This is a genomic window from Bradyrhizobium sp. AZCC 1693 (genome assembly GCF_036924745.1).
Lineage (GTDB): Bacteria > Pseudomonadota > Alphaproteobacteria > Rhizobiales > Xanthobacteraceae > Bradyrhizobium.
In genome coordinates this window covers 73,946-94,184 of sequence record NZ_JAZHSD010000001.1, presented here as the reverse complement: position 1 = coordinate 94,184, position 20,239 = coordinate 73,946, and the positions used below count along the sequence as shown (strand labels likewise).

The following is a 20,239-nucleotide window of genomic DNA, read 5'->3' as shown; positions in this document are numbered from 1 at the left end:
CGCGCGACCACTCATTGCCGGCGCGACAGGAAGTCGGTGACGCCGGTCTTGTAGACCTTGTCGCCGACGGCGCGCATATGATCGCGGTTCGGAATGTCGAGCACCTCGGCGCCCGGAATGATTTTCCCGAGCGCCGCGGCTGAGCCAGCGATCTCGTCCTTGGTGCCGACCGCGATCAGGACCGGCACGCCGATCCCGGCGGCTTCCTCCGACGTCATCAGCCGCCGCGAACCGCGCAGGCAGGCGGCCAACGCGCGGCGATCGGAGCGGGTCTGGTCGGCGAACGCGCGAAACGTCCGCCCGACCGGATCGGTGACGTCCTCCAGCGACGGCGCTTCCAGCGCGATGGCCACGTTCTCGCCGGGGCCGCCGCCCTCGATGAGCCCGATCCCGATGCCGCCGAGGATCGCCGAGCGCAGCCGCTGCGGCTGCTCGCGCGCCAGGATCGCCGTCATTCGCGATCCCAGCGAATAACCCATCATGTCGGCGCGCTCGATTGCCAGATGATCCAACAGCGCGATGACGTCGCTTGCCATGATCGCGATTTCGTAATCAGCGGAATCGTAGAGCTTTTCGGAATCGCCGTGGCCGCGATTGTCGAGCGCGATGACGCGGCGGCCGTCTTTCCTCAGATCGGAAACCCATGTCGGATAGATCCAGTTGACGTTCTTGCTGGAAGCAAAGCCGTGCACGAGAACGATCGGATCGCCCTCGCCTTCGTCGAGATAGGCAATTTCGACAGCGCCGTGGTGAAAACTCGGCATCATCAGTTCCATGTTTTGGGGATCGGAATGGGCGATCTTGCAAGGCCGCAAGTCTAGCCGTGCGCGGCAGCGCCCGCCAGAGCCGGACCAGACGGCGAGCATGCTGCCGCCGCCTGCTTTCGTAACCGCCGCGCCTTGCTGCGACGCAGCCAGGCTTCGGTCGCACGCTCGGTGGCCGCCTTGATCGACGACAGAAATCCGAACAGCGCCAACAGCGCACCGAACACCCACATCGTCAGATTGAACGTCCCGGCAGCCAGCAGCAGCGCGCCGCGGCCGAGCACCTTCAGGATCGCGCGGGTCTGGCCGCCCTTGGATTCGGCAAGCCGCGCCGCGCGCGCCACGTCCTTCGGCCCTTGCGCGATGCGCAGCGTATCGAGCGCCCCGCGCGTGCCGGCCTTTTCGCCAACGCGTCCGACGTCTTTCGCCAGCCGCACCAGCGCGCCGGCCTTCTCGGCGCGGAACGCCGCCTTGATCGCGCTGACGGTCTCGCCGGGCCGCAGCACCGAGCCCTTCGCGACCGCCTGCTGCAGGACGGGCGCATCGACGACCTCGCGCGCCGAGCGGCCGGCCCACTGCGTCAGCCCCTCGCCCAGCCGCCCGACCTTGCGGGCGTCCTTGACCATGGAAAGGCCGGCGCGCACCGGGCCGACGCCGCCGAGGGATACGTAGGTCGCGGCGGTCACCACGAGCCCTACCGTCGCGAGGCCCAGCACCAGCCGGTCCACCTCCTCGCCCGTCGCCAGGTGCTTGCCCTCGCGCACCACGTCCCTGATGTCGCCGAACACGAAGAGATCACCGGCCACCGTGCCCGACAGGCTCGCGACGTCGTCGACGTTACCGGTCACCAGACCGGTGGCAAAGCGCTTGGCAAAATGCGACGCCGAGCCCGCGTCGGTAACGGCATCGCTGACGCGCTTCGACAGTTCGTCGCTGACGGCAATGCCCTTGTCGCGGGCGAGTTCGACGAAGCTGTTGGCGAGATCGGAATCATCAGCCGCGAGCGCCGCCTCGATGTTGTCGGCGACCAGCGCCTGATTGCTCCTCAGGGCGGAATTGATGTGGATATCGGACAGCGCCGCAGGGTCGTCCTGCGCCGCCAGAATGGCTGTGGCCTCGCGGGCGTGCGGCCACAACGCCGCGCACACCGCTACGCTGAGCGCCATGCACCCCAATGCCCCTGCCAGTGCTGATCCGAGCCGCAACCGCCTCATCCAAAAAAGCCTAATGTTTTCGTCTATCTCAAGATGGTATGCCGCTTTTAAGACACAACTGCCCCGACGAAAGAAGGGCTTTTCTCCGACGACAAGATTGTGTCGAATTTGCATGAGCAAATGTGCGGCGGGGACGCCCCGAATCGGCTCTAGGAATCATCGGCACCCCCCACTATGGTGCGCGGCATTTCGAACCTGCCGCCTCGCGTTGATTGCGTGCGCCCGTCGTTGCTATCCAAGGTGAAACTGATGTCCGACCATGTCGTCCCGCATTTCCATAACGACGCCGGAGTCTCGGTAATCGAGATCGGCTCGCAGGAATTCATGTGCGTGGGCGCCAACCCGCCGTTCGACCATCCGCACGTGTTCCTCGACCTCGGCAACGACAACGAGATCATCTGCCCCTATTGCTCGACGCTGTTCCGCTTTGCCGCCGACCTCGCCGCAGGCGAAGCCCGGCCGCCCGAATGCGTCCTGAAGGACAAGGTCGCCTGACCTTTCGGTGGCTGCCGCGCGCACCATCATCGTTGCTGGTGCCGGGATCGGGGGACTGACGGCAGCGCTTTCGCTCGCCGCGAAAGGCTTTCGCGTCATCATTCTGGAGAAGGCCGAACGGCTGGAGGAAGCCGGCGCCGGCCTGCAGCTTTCGCCCAACGCCAGCCGAATCCTGGTCGACCTCGGCCTGCGGCCGCGGCTTGCGCCGCGTGCCGTGACGCCCGAGGCCATCAACATCATGAGCGCGCGGGCGGGCGGCGAGATCGCCCGCCTGCCGCTCGGCGAAGCCGCCAGCCTTCGCGCCGGCGCGCCCTATTGGGTGATGCACCGCGCCGATCTGCAGGGCGCACTGCAGGCAGAGGTCAACGACCATCCGGACATCGACCTCAGGCTCGGTTGCCAGTTCGAGGACGTGACCTCGCACGCCAAGGGGCTGACCGTGGTCCAGCGCCGCGGCAATGCGCGGCAGCAGGAACTGGCGGTCGCGCTGATCGGCGCCGACGGCATCTGGTCGGCGGTGCGGAACCATTTATTCCCGGAGGTGCAGCCGCAATTTTCCGGCCTGATTGCCTGGCGCGGAACCCTCGATGCGACGACGCTGCCGCGCGAATATACCGCGCCGCGGGTTCAGCTCTGGATGGGACCGGACGCGCATCTGGTGGCCTACCCGATCTCGGCGGCGCGCCAGATCAACGTGGTCGCGATCGTGCCGGGAACCTGGAACAGGCCGGGCTGGAGCGCACCCGGCGATCCCAACGAACTCAAGAGCGCGTTCGCCTCGCAGCGCTGGCCCGCGACCGCGCGGATGCTGATCGGCGCCGTCGACGGCTGGCGGCGCTGGGCGTTGTTCACCCTGCCCGACATCGGCGAATGGACGGACGGCGCGATCGCGCTGCTTGGCGACGCCGCGCATGCAATGCTGCCGTTTGCCGCACAGGGGGCGGGGATGGCGATCGAAGACGCCGCCGTGCTCGCCAAAGCCTTAAGCGAAAGCCCGGGCGACAATATCGCGGGCATCCCGGCGGCGCTGAAGCGCTACGGCCGGCTGCGGCGCGGCCGCGTGCTGCGGGTGCAGCGCGCCGCACGGCAGCAAGGACGCATCTATCATCTCACCGGACCGCTGGCGCTGGCCCGCGACCTCGCCATCAAGACGATGGGCCCGGCGCGCATGCTGGCACGGCAGGACTGGATTTATGATTGGCGGGTGTAGAGCTGGGAATTCTGTAGCCCGGATATCGCTTCCTTAATTTGCCGTGCGGCTGACCTTCGAACGGCCGCCCTTGGCGGCGGGAGCCGGCGCGATCGATGGCGGGACCGGCGCAGGTCTGGCTTCCGGTTTCGATTCCTGGCACCTGTTCTTCTGCCAGGCTTCATCGGCCAGCTTCGACTGGCCGCGCAGCGCAATGTAATCATTGCGATAGGCCATCTCCGCCACCACGGGACCGGCGACACCGGTTTCGGCCTTCGTCATCAGCCCCTGCAATTCCGCGGTGCGGGCGGCAAGGCTCTTGCGCTCGGGCTCGAGTTGCTTGCAATCGTAGAGATCGTATTTGGCGGGGTCGGCGAAGGCCGGGGAAATGGCGTCGCTCATCCCGGCGCAGCCGGACAGGCCGGCTCCGAGCGCAACCAACGCCAGCGCGGCAAGGCAGCCCTTGAATGACCGGCAGTGGAACAGCGATATCGGCATCGGACCTTCGTTAAGCGGATAATGTTGAGATTGCCTAAAACAGGCACAAGTGTCCGCATTGAGGCTTTGCTTTGGCAGACGTGCTCGCTTAAAGCAAAGGATGCGTTCGGCCGGGGAACATGCCAATTCCACTTCTCCGGAAAACGCGCTAAGTATCTGATCCCCTGAGACTAAGCGGACGTGGCGGAATTGGTAGACGCAAGGGACTTAAAATCCCTCGATGGCAACGTCGTGTGGGTTCGAGTCCCACCGCCCGCACCAGCCTTCGCGCGCGAAGCGAGTGAAGGCTGCCGCGCCGAAGCCGACAGGCGAAGGCGGGCTTTGCATCCGCGAGCTACGGCTTGGCAAGCCACGCCCTGACGGGCTACGCGTGGCGCAGCCACGCGAAGACCGCCAGGGCGAGGCGTGTCCGGCGTAGCTTGAGCGAAGCGAAAGCGAAGACGGACTGGTGACGTACGGGGGCATATGCCGCAAATCGGTCTTTTCGAAATGCGCCGGCTGGAGATGCTGAGCAACACCATATTCGGCGTTGCCATGACGCTGCTTGCCTATGACTTGCCAAAAGCCTCCAGCTTCACGCAGGCGCCCGACTGGCACGACCTGATGCGCGTTTATGCGCAACCGGTCATCGCACTGATGATCAGCTTCATCGTCGCCGGCATGTTCTGGTTCAGCCATCACCGCCGGCTCGCGGTTGCGCCGGAAGGCGACCGAGGCGTGGTGTTTCTCAATCTGTTTTTTCTGCTCTCGATCATCATCCTGCCGGTGACGAACGGACTCTACGGCGCCTACCGGCTCGATGGCGTGCTGGCTGTTCTCTACGGGTTTCACCTGACCATCATCGCCGCGCTGAATGCGGCGCTATGGGTTCTTGCGCTCAGGGACCGCAGCGATCCGCGTTTGCTGATGACAGCGCTGTTTCCGGTGTTCGTGTTCGTCCTTGGGACCGCCGTGGCGTTGCTAGCCCCGCGAATTGCGCAGTTCGTCTGGTGCCTGGCTTTCCTGGCGCCGCTGGCGGGCTGGATCGCCGCACGTCGTGCTGGCTAGGCGGCGTGGTCTGATCGCGTCACGGGCCTGCGCGAAACCTTCGGCTCACTCACTGTCAGCAACCGGCTCGCCTCTTCGGCAATCGCCCGCTCCATCTTTTCCTGAAACTCCTTGCGCGGCAGGCCCGGCGCGATCGGCGAGAGAAAAGAGAGGGTGATGGTCCCCGAATGCATCATCAGGGTCTTCTTGTCCCAGAACAGGCCGGAATTGCACGCCGCCGGCACGACCGGGACGTCGAGGTTCGTGTACAAAGCGGAAATGCCGGCCGACTGGAACTTGACAGGCTGGTCGATAGCCTGCCGCGTGCCTTGCGGAAACAACAGCACCTTGCGCCCCTCGCCGACCGCGCGCCTCGCTTCATCGACCATCTGCCGTAGCGCCTGGCGGCCTGCCGAGCGGTCAACCAGGATCATCGGATAGCGCTCGAGAAACCAGCCGACGAGCGGCAGCTTCCTCAACTCCTTCTTGGCGACGATGCTGGCATCCGGGAAGATCACGCAGAGCGCCGCCGTCTCCCACAGCGATTGATGATTGCAGGCGATGATGCAGGCTCCGTCGGGAACGTGCTCGCGCCCCTCGACGCGATAATCCAGCCCCACCACGTACTTCATCAGCAACATGATGCCGTTGGCCCAGACCTGGGAGACCGCGCGCACCGTCGCGCTGCTCGCTTTGAACAGCGCCATGAACGGCACCGATAGCGAAACGACGACCGTCAGGATCACCACGGCGGTATCGAATATGATCGACCTCAGATAATGCAAACGTCCGTCCCTCGGGCCTCTGCGGCTTCCAATACAGCACTTTTCCCGGGTTGCACAATTCCGCCCACCCCGCTGAAATATGGCCCACCATGGATCGGCCCGATTGCCCATCCAGGATCGCCGCATGCCGGCCTCAGAACAAATCGCCATCGCGCCGCATCTGGTCTTCGATGCCATAACCGCCGGCACGCCCGGGGCGCCGCTCGTCCTGCTGCTGCACGGCTTTGCGGAATCGATGCATTGCTGGCGCGCACAGGTCACCGCCCTCGGCGACATGGGCTATCGCGCCATTGCGCCGAGCCAGCGCGGCTATTCGCCCGGCGCCCGGCCCGATCCGCGCGAGTTTTCGCACTATTTGATCGACCGCCTGATGGACGACGCGATGGCGGTCGTGGCGGCCGCGGGCTATGGCGAGGCGCGCTTTCATCTCGTCGGCCACGACTGGGGCGGCAGCATCGCCTCGGGCATCGCCGACCGCCACCACGAGCGACTCGCCTCGCTCACCATTCTCTCGCGGCCGCATCCGAACGCGTTCAATCGCGCGCTGATGGCCGACGGCGAGCAGGCGCAGCGCTCAAAGCACCACAAGGCGTTTCTGGAACCCGATGCCGCCGATGTCGTGCTGGCTGACAACGCCAGATGGCTGCGCGATCGCCTCACCGCCAACGGCGTTCCTACTGAGGCGGTCGAGAGGCATCTGGCCGTGCTCGGCAACAAGGATGCGATGGAAGCGGCGCTCGCCTGGTATCGCGCCCGCGGCGCGATCCGCGGGCCGCTCGGCCCGATCCGCGTGCCGACGCTTTATATCTGGGGCGACGCCGACGACACCGTCGGCCGCACTGCCGCCGAAGGCACGGTCGATTTCATCGCCGCACCCTATCGTTTCGAGGTGCTTCCGGGCGTCGGCCATTTTGCGGCGGATCAGGCGCCGGAGCGGGTGTGCGAACTGCTGCTGGAACATCTGGCGGCGCATCCGGTGTGAGAGGAACGCGAAGCCCGCAAAAATGTTGTCATGCACAAAAAAGGAGTATGACGACATGGCCAGCGAACAATCCTCGGACAAGCCTGCTGCAACCGGGCGCAAATCGCCCCCGGATCGGCGGCCCTCCCAGCCGCAGCAACCGCAAATCCCCCCGCCGCTGGCGAACGATGGCCCGGAACTGGTGCGCGACAGCCACTGCTGACGATCACGTCATTGCGAGCGAAGCGAAGCAAGCCATAGCGCCGCATGCGGAGACATGAATTGCTTCGTCGCTGTCGCTCCCTTGCGCAAACGCTTTGCGTTTGTCGCAGGCAATGACGGGATTTGCGCGATGCAATTACGCGCTGGCAGCAAATTCCTGATGCCGGCCGGGGGCGGCGTCGAACAGTGCCTTGGTGTATTCGTGCTGGGGCGCGGCAAAAACGTCTGCCGTGACGCCCTGCTCGACAATCACGCCGCGCTGCATGACCGCGATGCGGTCGCAGACTTGCGCGGCCACTCTCAAATCATGGGTGATGAACAGCACCGCCAGATTGAACTTGCGGCGCACTTCGTCCAGGAGCTTCAGCACCTGATCCTGCACGGAGACGTCGAGCGCCGATACCGGCTCGTCGCCGATCAGCAACTCAGGCTCCATCGCCAGCGCCCGCGCGATGCAGATCCGCTGGCGCTGGCCGCCGGAGAACTGATGCGGGAAACGATCGATCGCGGCCGGCGGCAGATGCACGACCGCCATCAGGTCGCGCGCACGCTGCAGCGCCTCCTTGCGGCTGAGGCCAAAATTCATCGGTCCCTCGATGATCGCCTCGCCGACCGTACGGCGCGGATTGAGCGATCGATACGGGTCCTGGAAGATGAACTGGATGCGCCGGCGCATTGGGCGGAATTTTGCTTCCCGCATCGCCGCGATATCGACGCCGTCGATCTTGATGCCGCCGGCTGACGTATCGACCAGCCGCGCGACGCAGCGTGCCACCGTCGACTTGCCGGACCCGGACTCGCCGACAATGCCCAACGTTTCGCCGCGCCGGATCGTCAGCGAGACGTCCTTGACCGCGGCAACCACGCGCGCCTTCGGCTGGAACAGCGAGCGCTTGCCATAGGTCTTGAAAAGATTCTCGGTCTCAAGAACCACCGGACCGGTTACCGGCGACCGCTTCGGCGGCGTCATGCTCGGCACCGCGCCCAATAGCATCCGGGTATAATCCTCGCGTGGATTCCGCAGCACCTCCTCGCAGGGGCCCTGCTCCACGATCCGGCCCATCTGCATCACTACGACACGGTCGGCGATCTCGGAAACGACGCCGAAATCATGGGTGATGAACAGCACTCCGGTTTTCTTGCGGCCCTGCATTTCCCGCACGAGCTTGAGGATCTGCGCCTGCGTGGTGACGTCGAGCGCGGTGGTCGGCTCGTCGGCGATCAGCAGCGCGGGATCGAGCACCAGCGCCGCCGCGATCATGATCCGCTGGCGCTGGCCGCCGGAAAGCTGATGCGGATAGGCGTCGATCATCTGTTCGGGATCGGGCAGATGCACCGCGCGCATGATCTCGAGCACGCGCGCGCGCTGCTCCTTCTGGTCGAGGCTGGTGTGGATCTCCAGCACTTCGCGGATCTGGTCGCCGACCCGCTCGACCGGATTGAGCGCGGTCATCGGCTCCTGGAACACCATGGCCATGCGGGTGCCGCGGATCGCGCGCAACTCCGTGTCGGATTTGGTGAGGAGTTGATCGCCCTGCAACCGTATCGAACCGCTCTCGACCCGCATCGCGCCTTTCGGCAGCAGGCCCATGACGGCCTGCGCCGTCACCGATTTGCCGGAGCCGGATTCGCCTACCACGCAGACGATCTCGTCGGCACCCACGGTCAGGTTGATACCCTGCACCGCATGCGTCCTGTCGCCTCCGTTGATGGCGACGCTAAGATCCGAGACGTCGAGGACGGTGTTGCTCACATCACACCCGCTTTGCCATCTTGGGATCGAGCGTATCGCGCAAGCCGTCGCCGAGAACGTTGACGGCAAGGATCGTCAGGGCCAGGCACACGCCGGGATAGATGATGTTGTGCGGATACAGGCTGAAGACCTGCCGGCCCTCGGCCATGATGTTGCCCCAGGTCGGCACCTCCGGCGGCACGCCGATGCCGAGGAACGACAGGATGGCCTCGATGAGAATGGCCGAGGCGCAGATGAAGGTGCCCTGCACGATCATGGGCGCGATGGTGTTGGGCAGCACATGCCGCCACAGCAATTTCGGGACAGATGTACCGAGCGTGACCGCGGCCTCGACATAGGGTTCCTCGCGCACGCTGAGCACGATCGAGCGCACCAGCCGAACGACGCCGGGAATCTGGGGGACAGTGATGGCGATGATGACGGTCAGCACGCTGGAGCGGAACAGCGACACCATGGCAATCGCCAGCAGGATCGCGGGAATAGCCATCAACCCGTCCATGATCCGCATGATCACGGCATCCAGAATGCGGAAGAAGCCGGCCAATAGCCCGATGAACAGGCCGGCGGCGACGCTGATCAGCGCAACGGAAACACCGACCAGCAGCGAAACGCGCGCGCCATAGACGACGCGGCTGTAGACGTCGCGCCCGAGCCCGTCGGTGCCGAAGGCGGCCATCATGCGAATGCGCTCGCCGGTATCGGTGCGCATCGAAATTTCCGCGCCGGGAACCTTGTTGCGCGCCACCGGATTGATCGCCGTCGGGTCGATGGTGCCAAGCCAGGGCGCCAGCAGCCCCATCAGCAGGACAATCGCGATGATCGTGGCGCCGAACACCACGCTCGGGTTGCGCAGCAATTTGCGATATGCAGCCGGCTTGCCCGGGCTGGCCGGCAGAACGGGTTCGAGGATCGTCGTGTCGGCCATCAGTAACGGATCCTGGGATCGAGCACGGTGTAGATCATATCAACCGTCAGATTGATCATGACGTAGACGAACGAGAACAGCAGAATCACGGCCTGGATCGTCGGATAGTCGCGCGCCAGCACCGCGTCGACCGTCAGCCGGCCAAGGCCGGGGATCGTGAACACGCTTTCGGTCACGACGACGCCGCCGATCAACAGGGCCACGCCGAGGCCGATCACCGTGACGATGGGCACGGCCGCATTGCGCAGCGCATGGCGGAACAGCACCTTTCGCTCGGACTGTCCCTTGGCGCGTGCGGTGCGGATGTAGTCTTCCGAGAGCACCTCGAGCACGCTGGTGCGGGTCATGCGCGCAATCAGCGCCACATAGATCACCGACAGCGTCACCGAGGGCAGCAGCAGCCGCAGGGCCCAGCCGCCGACGCCTTCGGAAAGGCGCTGATAGCCCTGAACCGGCAGCCAGTTCAGCCAGATCGAAAACACATAGATCAGGAGATAACCGACCACGAATACCGGCACCGAAAATCCGAGCACCGAGAAACCCATGACAAGCCGATCAAGCCAGCTCCCGTGCCAGTGCGCCGCCATCACGCCGAGCGGCACCGCCAGGCACACGGCGATCAGCATCGTGAAGAACGCCAGCGATAGCGTCGGTTCGATCCGCTCGCCGATCAGCGCGGCAACCGTCTTCTTGAAGAAGAAGCTTTCGCCGAAATCGCCCGTCAGCACCCTGCCCGACCAGATGACGAACTGCTGCATCATCGGCTTGTCGAGGCCGAGTTGGCTGCGGATCTGCGCCACCTGTTCGGCATTGGCATTGTCGCCGGCGATGATCGCCGCCGGGTCCGACGGCGTCAGGCGGAGCATCAGGAAGATAAAGACCGCAACGACCAGCAGCACGGGAATAGTGCCGAGCAGCCGCCGCAGGAGATAGCCATACATGGACATGATCAACTCGACCCTGGAACAGCGCGGGCGGAGAAAAGTCCCAGCCCGCGCCGCTCAACTCACTTGGTGACTTCGATGTTCCAGAACACCGGCACCGGCGCGATGAGGAAGCCCTTGACGTTCTTGCGCATCGCGACCGGCGTCACATATTCGCCGACCGGGATCTCGGGCGTCACCTCGATGGTGCGCAACTGCACGGCCTCGGCGATCGCCTTCTGCTTGGCCGGATCCGCCTCGCGCGCAAAATCGTCGCGCAGCTTTTCGAGTTGGGCATCGCACGGCCAGCCGAACAGCGCCTTTTCGCAGGACGCGTTCAGATAGGCGGTCGAGACCGGGTTCATCACGTCGGCGGCGACCCACGCGGTCAGGAATGCATTCCAGCCGCCGGCGTCGGGAGCATCTTTCTTGGCGCGGCGTGCGACCAACGTTTGCCAATCCATCGATTGCATGTCGACCTTGAAGCCCGCCTTCTCCATCAGGGATTTTGCCACCGGCGCAAGGTTGGTCAGCACCTTCAGATCGGTGGAGTGCATCAGCACCACAGGGGTGCCGTCGTAGCCGGCTTCCTTCAACAGCTCCTGCGCCTTCTTGGCGTTGGAGGTGAGAAGCCCGTCCATCCCCTTGGTCGACGCAAACGGCGTGCCGCAGATGAACAGCGCCTTGCACTCCTTGATGTATGCCTCATCACCGATGGTCGCCATCAGGAAGTCTTCCTGATTGAAGGCGTACCAGAGCGCCTGGCGAATCTTCGGATTGTCGAACGGCTTGTGGAGATGGTTGGGGCGGAAGACGTATTGCGCCTTCAGCGGCGGCGAAATGATGACCGAGACATTGGGGTCCTTCTTCAGCGTTCCCAGCAAATCGTGGCTCGGCTGCTCGACCAGATCGATTTCGCCCTTGGACAGCGCGTTGACGGCCTGCTGCGCGTCGGAGATCGCGCGCCACTCGACGCGGTCGACCTTGACGACCTTACCGCCGGCCATGCCGGACGCCGGCTCACTGCGCGGCTTGTACTTGTCGAACTTGACGTAGACGGTCTTGTCGCCCGGCCTCCATTCGTCCTTCTTGAAGACGAAGGGGCCGGATCCCGTGAAATCCTCGATCTGCTTGTTGGGGTCGGTTTCGGCGACGCGCTTGGGCATCATGAACGGCACGTTCGACGAGGGCTTCGAGAGGCCCAGCAGCACGAGACCTGTCGGTTCCTTGAGCTTGATGGTGAAAGTCTTGGCATCGACAGCAGTCATCGAGTCGACGAACGTCATCATCTTCTGGCCGAGGGAGTCCTTCGCGGCCCAGCGCTTGATCGAGGCGATGCAGTCTTCCGACGTTACCGGTTGCCCGTCATGCCATAGCAATCCGTCGCGCAGCGTGAAGGTGTAGCCCTTACCATCAGCCGCGGCTTCGTACTTCTCCACCATCTGCGGCTTGATCTCGCCCTTTTCATCCTGAGCGAGCAGCGTGTCGTAGATCATGTAGCCGTGGTTGCGGACGATGTAGGCCGTGGTCCAGATCGGATCCAGGATCTTCAGATCCGAGTGCATGACGGCGCGCAACGTGGTCTCGGCAAGCGCAGGTGCTGCCACGGCCACGAGGCTGCCGACACAAGTCGCAGCAAGAATTGCTTTTCTGAACACGTTCATTCCTTCACCTCCGTTGTCGTTTCAACGCCCGAATGCTTCTTCTTCAGGCGCCCTGCCCGGTTTCTCACCGGACTATAGGGTCGATATTCAGCTTCACAACACCCTTTTGACCAGACGACACTGGTGACGCCGGCGCTCAGGCAGAAATCAGGACAGCCCTCCGGACAGGTCCTTTCGCGGCCGGCTTGCGCCTGCCGCCGGATGGATTGCAGTCCCGGTTCAGCTCCGCCAACGCGCCTTCTCAAAAATCTACAATCAAGAATGATGCCAGAAATACCGTTGCCCCGACCTCGCACCGGGAAGGTCCGAACGCGCCATGTTTTCCCTTTACAAAGTCGCCGCCGATCTTTCTCGTAAAGGGTCCACACCGAACCCCAAACATTCCGGCCCAACCGGGAGGACCCATCATGAATCCTGCCAACCTTCCCTTCGATTCCGAGACCATGCTGCAGGGTTTGCGGGCCTGGGTCGAATGCGAAAGCCCGACCTGGGATGCGCATGCGGTCGATCGCATGCTCGATCTTGCGTCGCGCGAAATGGCCATCATGGGTGCGACCATCGAACGCATCGCCGGACGGCAGGGTTTTGCCGGCTGCGTCCGCGCGCGCTTCCCTCACCCGAAGCAAGGCGAGCCTGGAATCCTGATCGCGGGTCATCTCGATACCGTCCATCCCGTCGGCACGCTGGAAAAGCTGGCGTGGCGGCGCGAAGGCAACAAATGCTACGGCCCGGGCATCTTCGACATGAAGGGTGGCAACTACCTCGCCCTCGAAGCCATCCGGCAACTGGCCCGCGCCGCGCTCACGACGCCGCTGCCGATCACCGTGCTGTTCACGCCGGACGAAGAGGTCGGCACGCCATCGACCCGCGACATCATCGAGGCCGAAGCCGCCCGCAACAAATTTGTGCTGGTGCCGGAGCCGGGCCGCCCGAACAACGGCGTGGTCACCGGGCGATATGCGATTGCCCGCTTCAATCTCGAAGCCGTCGGCAAGCCGAGCCATGCCGGCGCCACGCTCTCCGCCGGCCGTTCCGCTATCCGCGAGATGGCACGCCAGATTATCACTATCGACGGCATGACGACTGAAGATTGCACCTTCTCGGTCGGTGTCGTGCATGGCGGCCAATGGGTCAATTGCGTTGCCACCACCTGCGCCGGCGAGGCGCTCAGCATGGCCAAACGACAGGCCGACCTCGATCGCGGCGTCGAACGGATGCTCGCGCTTTCCGGCAGCAGCAATGATGTCACGTTCAAGGTCACCCGTGGTGTGACCCGGCCGGTGTGGGAACCCGATGCCGGCACGATGGCGCTCTACGAACAGGCCCGCAACGTGGCCCTGAGCCTGGGCGTCGAGCTCCCGCATGGCAGCGCCGGTGGCGGCTCCGACGGTAATTTTACGGGCGCGATGGGCATCCCGACCCTTGATGGCTTGGGTGTTCGCGGCGCCGACGCTCATACTCTTAACGAACATATCGAGGTCGACAGCCTCGCCGAGCGTGGCCGTTTGATGGCGGGCTTGCTGGCGACGCTGACGTGAGACATGCGCTGCCCGCCTGCGGCAGCGATTTCGCCGGCTTTCGCCCGATTACCGTGGCAACGAAGTAACGACGCTCTCTCCCCGTCATTGCGAGCGAAGCGAGGCAATCCATGCTGCCGCTTGCTGAGGCATGGATTGTTTCGTCGCTTCGCTCCCTTGCGCAAACGCTTGCGTTTGTCGCAGGCGATGACGGCGCCAATCGCGGTGCAAGGCAATTACTAACGCCCACGCGGCATGCAAAACGGAATTGCTCCCCGGCTTGCACTTGCCACGATGACGCGCTTAACGTCCCCCCAACGAAAAGCATTGACCCGAGAGACTTAATGACCCGCATCGCCGTTGGCGCCTTTCTGCACGAGACCAACACCTTCGCGCCGACCAAGGCGACCTATGACGATTTCGTTCATGGCGGCGGCTGGCCGTCGATGGCGCATGGCGCCGACGTCCTCAAGGTGATGCGCAAGATCAATGTCGGCCTGGCCGGCTTCGTCGAGGCGGCTGAAGCCAATGGCTGGGAGCTGGTCCCGACGATCTCGGCGGCCGCAGTCCCGTCGGCGCATGTCACCAACGATGCATTCGAGCGCGTCATGAAAGAGATGGTAGACGGCATCGCTGCGGCAGGATCAATCGATGCCGTCTATCTCGATCTGCACGGAGCCATGGTGACCGAGCAATATGATGACGGCGAAGGCGAAACGCTTGCCCGCGTGCGCCAAGTGATCGGCAAAGACCTTCCGCTGGTCGTGAGCCTCGACCTCCATGCCAACGTCTCGCCTGAGATGATGGAGCATGCGGATGCACTCATTGCCTACCGCACCTACCCCCACGTCGACATGGCCGATACCGGTCGCGCCTGTGCAAGACACCTCGCGCTGATGCTGAAGACGGGGCTGCGCTTTGCAAAAGCCTTCCGGCAATTGCCGTTCCTGATCCCGATCTCCTGGCAATGCACCAACGACCAGCCGACCAAAGGCATCTATCAAAAGCTCGTGGCGCTCGAAAGCGACGCGGTGCCGACGCTGTCCTTTGCGCCGGGCTTTCCGGCGGCGGATTTCCGGGATTGCGGGCCGAGCGTGTTTGCCTACGGCCGGACGCAGGCCGATGCGGATGCCGCGGCCGACAAACTGGTGGCGCTGGTCGAGAGCCACGAGGACGATTTCGACGGCCGCATTTATTCGCCCGATGACGGCGTGCGCCTCGCGATGGAGCTCGCGAAATCGGCAAGCAAGCCGATCGTCATCGCCGACACCCAGGACAATCCCGGCGCCGGAGGCGATTCCGACACCACGGGCATGCTGCGCGCGCTGGTGCGCAACAAGGCCTCCGGAGCCACCGGCGTGATCTACGATCCGGAGTCGGCCAGGGCCGCGCATGCGGCCGGCGCCGGCGCCACGGTCACGCTCGATCTCGGCGGCAAGTCGGGGATATCAGGCGATGCGCCATACAGCGAAACTTTCGTCGTCGAAAAACTGTCCGACGGCAAATTCGTGGCGGCCGGCCCCTATTATCGCGGACGCGACATGGATATGGGACTGTCCGCCTGCCTGCGCATCGGCGATGTTCGCGTGGTCGTAAGCTCCTACAAGGCGCAGCTCGCGGACCAGTCGATGTACCGCTACGTCGGCATCGAGCCGACCGAACAGAAAATCCTGGTCAACAAGAGCTCGGTGCATTTCCGCGCCGATTTCGAACCGATCGCCGAAAAACTTCTGATCTGTGCCGCGCCGGGCGCGATGCCGGCCGATACGGCGACATTACCCTGGAGGCGGCTGCGTCCGGGCATCCGCATCAAGCCGAACGGCCCTGCCTTCACCCTATCCGCTCAATCTCGCTCAACATCTCCAGTCACGGGATAACAGACATGCCCACCATCGACCGCATCGACGGCTATGCCGAAGAGCTCACCGCCATCAGACGCGATCTGCACGCCCATCCCGAGGTCGGCTTCGAGGAAGTGCGCACGTCCGGCATCGTCGCGGAGAAGCTGAAGGGATGGGGCATCGAGGTGCATCGCGGCCTCGGCGGCACCGGCGTGATCGGCGTGCTCAAGGGCAAGGGCAAGGGCGGCAAGCGCATCGGCTTGCGCGCCGACATGGACGCCCTGCCGATGGAAGAGAACACCAACCTGAAATGGCGTTCGACGATTCCCGGCCGCTTCCACGGCTGCGGCCATGACGGCCACACCACCATGCTGCTCGGCACCGCGCGCTATCTGGCCGAGACCAAAAATTTCGACGGCACCGTGCATTTCATCTTTCAGCCCGCCGAGGAAGGCCTCGGCGGCGCGCGCGCCATGATCAAGGACGGCCTGTTCCAGAAATTTCCCTGCGACGAGGTCTATGGCCTGCACAACGCGCCGGACCTGAACCACGGCGAGATCGCGATCCTGCCGGGACCGGCGATGGCCGGCGCCGACTTCTTCGACATCACCATCCAAGGCTACGGCGCGCATGGCGCGATGCCGGAACGCTCCAAGGATGCGGTGGTGATCGCGACGACGCTGGCGCAGGCCCTGCAGACCATCGTCAGCCGCAACGTCGATCCGTTGAAGGCGGCGGTGCTGTCGATCACCCAGATCCATTCGGGTTCCGCCTATAATGTGATCCCCGGCGACGCCAAGCTCTGCGGCACGGTGCGCGCGTTCGACGACGGCGTGCGCGCGCTGATCCGTGAACGCATGCGTGCGATCAGCGCCGGCATTGCCGCGACCTTCCAGTGCGAAATATCCGTCGATATCCGCGATGGTTTCAGCGTGCTGGTTAACGAGGAAGAGCAGTCCCGGGTGGTCGAGGCCGTGGCGAAGACCGTGGTCGATCCCGCCAACGTGTTCACGCGCTCGACGCCGAAGATGGGCAGCGAGGATTTCGCCGACATGATGCAAGTGGTGCCGGGCGCCTATTTCTGGATCGGCCATGACGGCTCGGTGCCGGTGCATAATCCCGGCTATGTCCTCGACGACAAGATCCTGCCGATCGGCGCCAGCATGTTCGCCCGCATCATCGAAACCCGTTTGCCGGTAGGTTCGCATGCATAAACCAGCCGCCGAAGAAGAGATCACCTCGCTGCACGACCTTTCCGCCGTTGACCTGATCGCCGGCTATCGCGCCAAGCAGTTCTCGCCCTCGGAAGTGCTGGAGGAAGTGATTGCGCATGTCGCGGCGTGGGAGCCGCACATCAAGGCGCTCTATCTGTTTGATCCGGACAGCGCGCGCGCTGCCGCAACGGCCTCAACCGACCGCTGGCAGCGGGGTGAGCCGAACGGCACGCTCGACGGCATTCCGGTCACCATCAAGGACAATATCGCCACCAAGGGTCAGCCGATCCCCCTCGGCGCGGCCAGCGTCAAGCTCATACCGGCGGAGAAGGATGCGCCGCCGGCCGCGCGGTTGCGTGAGTCCGGCGCGATCATCTTCGCCAAGACCACGATGCCGGACTACGGCATGCTGTCGTCGGGCCTTTCCAGTTTCCATCCCCTCACCCGCAATCCCTGGGACCTGACCAAGAATCCCGGCGGCTCCTCCGCGGGCGCGGGCGCGGCCGGCGCGGCCGGTTACGGCCCGCTGCATCTGGGCACCGACATCGGCGGCTCGGTCCGGCTACCGGCATCGTGGTGCGGCCTGGTCGCGCTGAAGCCGAGTTTCGGGCGCGTTCCGTACGATCCGCCCTATGTCGGCCGCGTCGCCGGGCCGATGACCCGCACCGTCGACGATGCGGCGCTGATGATGTGCGTATTGTCGAAGCCGGACCGCCGCGACGGCATGAGCCTGCCGGCCGACAGCAGCATTCACTGGAAGACACTCGACAAGTCGCCGCGCAAGCTGCGCGTCGGCCTGATGCTCGATGCCGGTGCAGGCCAGGTGCTCGAAAGCGACGTGCGAAGCGTTGCCGTCAAAGCCGCCGAGGCGTTCGAGTCCGCCGGCGCTGTCGTCACCGAGGTCGACGGCATCCTGACGCGCGAGATGCTCGATGGGATCGACAATTTCTTTCGGGCGCGGATGTGGGACGATCTCTCAAAACTTTCGCCCGAGGAACGCGGCAAGGTGCTGCCCTACATCCACAAATGGGCGGAAGCCGGCGCAAAACTTTCCGGCGTCGACGTCGTGAGAGGCTTCAACGCGACGATGGCGATCCGCGCTGCGGCGGCAAAGCTGTTCTGCGACCTTGACTACGTGATTTCGCCGGTGTCGCCAGTGGTGAACTTCCCGGCCGAATTCGCCGCGCCGATCAACGACCCCGACAAGCCGTTCGAACACATCGGCTTTACCGTTCCGTGGAATATGTCCGAAAATCCTGCGATCTCGCTCAACGGCGGTTACGACAGCAAAGGTTTTCCGATCGGCGTGCAGATCATCGGCCGCCGCTTCGACGATCTCGGCGTGCTCGGCATGGCCAAGGCGTTCGAAGGCCTGCGCGGCCCGCAGCGCCCGTGGCCGTCGCCGCCGGGGAAATAATTCTCGCCGTCATTCCGGGGCGTCGCGCAGCGACGAACTATGGTGCGCAATTGCGCACCTGAGAATCTCCTGCGACAAACCGATCGAGATTCCGGGTCTGCGCCTTATGGCGCATCCCGGAATGACGGGCTAAAAAATCACAAACAAGACATGCAGGAAGGAAATTAGACCCATGGCGTATGAGACCATCAAGTACGAGGTCGACGAACATATTCTCACCATCACGCTGAACCGGCCCGACAAGCTCAACGCCTTCAACGGCACGATGCAGCAGGAACTGATCGGCGCGTTCGACGCGGCCGATAAGGACGACAATGTCCGCGCCATCATCGTGACCGGCGCAGGCCGCGGCTTCTGCGCCGGCGCCGACCTCTCTTCCGGCGCCAACACGTTTGACCGCGACGCGCGACGTGGTCCGGTGAAACGGCTCGCCAGCGGCGCGGTCGACTACAGCGATCCCATGGTGCGCGACGGCGGCGGCCAGGTGACGCTGCGGATCTTCAAGTGCCTGAAACCCGTGATCGCGGCGGTGAACGGTCCCGCCGTCGGCATCGGCGTCACCATGCAGCTTGCGATGGACATCCGCATCGCATCGGAAGCCGCACGCTTCGGCTTCGTGTTCTCCCAGCGCGGCATCGTGCCCGAGGCCGCCTCGAGCTGGTTCCTGCCGCGCATCGTCGGCATCTCGCAGGCGCTGGAATGGTGTTATTCAGGCCGCGTCTTCCCGGCGCAAGAGGCGCTGGCCGGCCGCCTCGTCAGCAAGGTGGTGCCGCCGGACGATTTGCTGCCGACCGCACGCGCGCTCGCCAGGGAGTTCGCCACCAAGACCGCGCCGGTGTCGGTGGCGCTGATCCGGCAGATGATGTGGCGCATGATGGGCGCCGACGATCCGATGGAAGCCCACAAGGTCGACAGCCGCGGCATCTATGCCCGCGGGCGAAGCGACGACGTCAAGGAAGCCGTGGTGTCGTTTTTGGAAAAGCGCCCGGCCGAATTCAAGAACAAGGTCTCCAGCGACATGCCCGACTATTTCCCGTGGTGGCAAGAGCGCGAGTACAAGTGAGCGGCCGGCCCGCTTCTGCCGACGCGACGCAAGACGGCGTCGTCCTGCTGCACGGCATCAGCAGGACGGCGCGATCGTTCCGAAAGATGCAGACGGTGCTCGAAGGTAGCGGCTTCGCTACCCTCAACCAGGATTATGCGAGCCGCCGCAAGGCGCTGGAAGCGCTGGCAGAGGACATCCATCCCGCCATCCAGCGTTTTGCCGATGGCATCGATGGCTCCGTCCATTTTGTCGGTCATTCCATGGGCGGATTATTGGCGCGGGTCTACATTGCCAGATACCGGCCAAAGCGCCTCGGCCGCGTCGTCATGCTCGGCACGCCGAACAGCGGCAGCGAAATCGTCGACCGTCTCAGGCATTTCAGGCCCTACCGCGCTTTTTTCGGACCAGCGGGACAACAGCTTGGCACGCAGCGGAATGAAGCGATCAATGCGCTGTTTCCGCCGATCGATTATCCCGTCGGCATCATCGCCGGTAATCGCTCGATCTATCCGATCACCTCGGCATTTTTGCCGAAGCCACATGACGGACGCGTGTCTGTTGTGAACACCAGGATCGACGGCATGGCGGACCACATCGTGATCCGCACTTCGCATCCGTGGCTAGTGCGAAATGCCGTAGCACTCGAGCAGACGATTGCGTTTTTGCGGGATGGGAAGTTCATACCCTCCACCGTCATCACCCGCGGCGGGTGATCCAGTATTCCAGAGCGTCCGCGCTCGAACGGAAGGGCCGCGGCGTACTGGATGCCCCTTGGGCTCACGACAC

General features: G+C 64.2%; 18 protein-coding genes and 1 tRNA gene. 11 read left to right on the top strand and 8 right to left on the bottom strand.

Going from position 1 to position 20,239, the window contains the following annotated elements; all coding sequences use genetic code 11:
- Positions 1-11 precede the first annotated feature (11 nt).
- Both V1293_RS00480 and V1293_RS00475 read right to left on the bottom strand, forming a co-directional pair.
- Positions 12-764, bottom strand: coding sequence for an alpha/beta fold hydrolase (locus V1293_RS00480; RefSeq protein ID WP_334516569.1), 753 nt, complete (start codon positions 762-764; stop codon positions 12-14).
- A gap of 53 nt (positions 765-817) precedes the next feature.
- Positions 818-1,978 (bottom strand): hypothetical protein, encoded by a 1,161-nt coding sequence (locus tag V1293_RS00475; protein ID WP_334505745.1) that lies wholly within the window; start codon positions 1,976-1,978, stop codon positions 818-820.
- 249 nt (positions 1,979-2,227) lie between these two features.
- Between V1293_RS00475 and V1293_RS00470 the strand changes: the two genes are divergently transcribed.
- Positions 2,228-2,473, top strand: coding sequence for a zinc-finger domain-containing protein (locus V1293_RS00470; RefSeq protein WP_334361042.1), 246 nt, complete (start codon positions 2,228-2,230; stop codon positions 2,471-2,473).
- A 7-nt stretch (positions 2,474-2,480) separates the two neighbouring features.
- Positions 2,481-3,683 (top strand): FAD-dependent monooxygenase, encoded by a 1,203-nt coding sequence (locus V1293_RS00465; protein ID WP_334505744.1) that lies wholly within the window; start codon positions 2,481-2,483, stop codon positions 3,681-3,683.
- 33 nt (positions 3,684-3,716) lie between these two features.
- Here the strand turns inward: V1293_RS00465 and V1293_RS00460 are convergent, their stop codons facing one another.
- Positions 3,717-4,160 (bottom strand): twin-arginine translocation pathway signal, encoded by a 444-nt coding sequence (locus V1293_RS00460; RefSeq protein WP_334505742.1) that lies wholly within the window; start codon positions 4,158-4,160, stop codon positions 3,717-3,719.
- A 174-nt stretch (positions 4,161-4,334) separates the two neighbouring features.
- On the opposite strand from V1293_RS00460, the gene V1293_RS00455 reads away from it, so the two are divergent.
- Together V1293_RS00455 and V1293_RS00450 are read left to right on the top strand one after the other, a co-directional pair.
- Positions 4,335-4,421 (top strand) — tRNA-Leu (locus tag V1293_RS00455).
- Between the two features lie 204 nt (positions 4,422-4,625).
- Complete coding sequence (locus tag V1293_RS00450; protein WP_334505740.1) at positions 4,626-5,207, top strand: TMEM175 family protein; 582 nt, start codon at positions 4,626-4,628, stop codon at positions 5,205-5,207.
- On the opposite strand, the gene V1293_RS00445 is transcribed toward V1293_RS00450, so the two are convergent.
- The gene (locus V1293_RS00445) at positions 5,204-5,971 is read right to left on the bottom strand and encodes a lysophospholipid acyltransferase family protein (RefSeq protein WP_334505738.1); all 768 of its coding nucleotides are present in this window, start codon (positions 5,969-5,971) and stop codon (positions 5,204-5,206) included. The two genes, V1293_RS00450 and V1293_RS00445, sit on opposite strands and share 4 nt — an antisense overlap.
- 124 nt (positions 5,972-6,095) lie before the next feature.
- Between V1293_RS00445 and V1293_RS00440 the strand changes: the two genes are divergently transcribed.
- A complete protein-coding gene (locus V1293_RS00440) occupies positions 6,096-6,953 on the top strand; it encodes an alpha/beta fold hydrolase (protein ID WP_334505736.1) in 858 nt (285 codons plus the stop codon).
- Between the two features lie 337 nt (positions 6,954-7,290).
- Here the strand turns inward: V1293_RS00440 and V1293_RS00435 are convergent, their stop codons facing one another.
- The 4 genes from V1293_RS00435 to V1293_RS00420 form a co-directional block, all read right to left on the bottom strand.
- Positions 7,291-8,907, bottom strand: coding sequence for an ABC transporter ATP-binding protein (locus V1293_RS00435; RefSeq protein ID WP_334505734.1), 1,617 nt, complete (start codon positions 8,905-8,907; stop codon positions 7,291-7,293).
- Between the two features lies 1 nt (position 8,908).
- Entirely contained in the window at positions 8,909-9,832 is a 924-nt protein-coding gene (locus tag V1293_RS00430; RefSeq protein ID WP_334505732.1) for an ABC transporter permease, read from the bottom strand.
- Positions 9,832-10,773 carry an ABC transporter permease gene (locus V1293_RS00425; RefSeq protein WP_334516567.1) on the bottom strand — a complete coding sequence of 314 codons (942 nt, stop codon included), beginning with the start codon at positions 10,771-10,773 and terminating at the stop codon, positions 9,832-9,834. The genes V1293_RS00430 and V1293_RS00425 overlap by 1 nt, the downstream gene beginning before the upstream one ends.
- 65 nt (positions 10,774-10,838) lie before the next feature.
- Entirely contained in the window at positions 10,839-12,419 is a 1,581-nt protein-coding gene (locus tag V1293_RS00420; RefSeq protein ID WP_334505730.1) for an ABC transporter substrate-binding protein, read from the bottom strand.
- A gap of 407 nt (positions 12,420-12,826) precedes the next feature.
- Here V1293_RS00420 and V1293_RS00415 point away from each other — a divergent pair, with 407 nt between their 5' ends.
- The 6 genes from V1293_RS00415 to V1293_RS00390 all read left to right on the top strand — a co-directional run bounded on the left by V1293_RS00415 (position 12,827) and on the right by V1293_RS00390 (position 20,166).
- Positions 12,827-13,957: a M20/M25/M40 family metallo-hydrolase gene (locus V1293_RS00415; RefSeq protein ID WP_334505728.1), complete on the top strand. Its 1,131-nt coding sequence runs from the start codon at positions 12,827-12,829 to the stop codon at positions 13,955-13,957.
- 323 nt (positions 13,958-14,280) lie between these two features.
- Positions 14,281-15,813: a M81 family metallopeptidase gene (locus V1293_RS00410; RefSeq protein ID WP_334505726.1), complete on the top strand. Its 1,533-nt coding sequence runs from the start codon at positions 14,281-14,283 to the stop codon at positions 15,811-15,813.
- A 5-nt stretch (positions 15,814-15,818) separates the two neighbouring features.
- Positions 15,819-16,991 (top strand): M20 aminoacylase family protein, encoded by a 1,173-nt coding sequence (locus tag V1293_RS00405; protein ID WP_334505724.1) that lies wholly within the window; start codon positions 15,819-15,821, stop codon positions 16,989-16,991.
- Positions 16,984-18,408, top strand: a complete 1,425-nt coding sequence (locus V1293_RS00400) for an amidase (RefSeq protein WP_334505722.1) — start codon at positions 16,984-16,986, stop codon at positions 18,406-18,408. Before V1293_RS00405 ends, V1293_RS00400 begins: the two co-directional genes overlap by 8 nt.
- 172 nt (positions 18,409-18,580) lie before the next feature.
- On the top strand, positions 18,581-19,471 hold the full coding sequence (locus tag V1293_RS00395; RefSeq protein ID WP_334505720.1) for a crotonase/enoyl-CoA hydratase family protein: 891 nt from the start codon (positions 18,581-18,583) through the stop codon (positions 19,469-19,471).
- A complete protein-coding gene (locus tag V1293_RS00390) occupies positions 19,468-20,166 on the top strand; it encodes an esterase/lipase family protein (protein WP_334505718.1) in 699 nt (232 codons plus the stop codon). Before V1293_RS00395 ends, V1293_RS00390 begins: the two co-directional genes overlap by 4 nt.
- Positions 20,167-20,239: the final 73 nt, after the last annotated feature.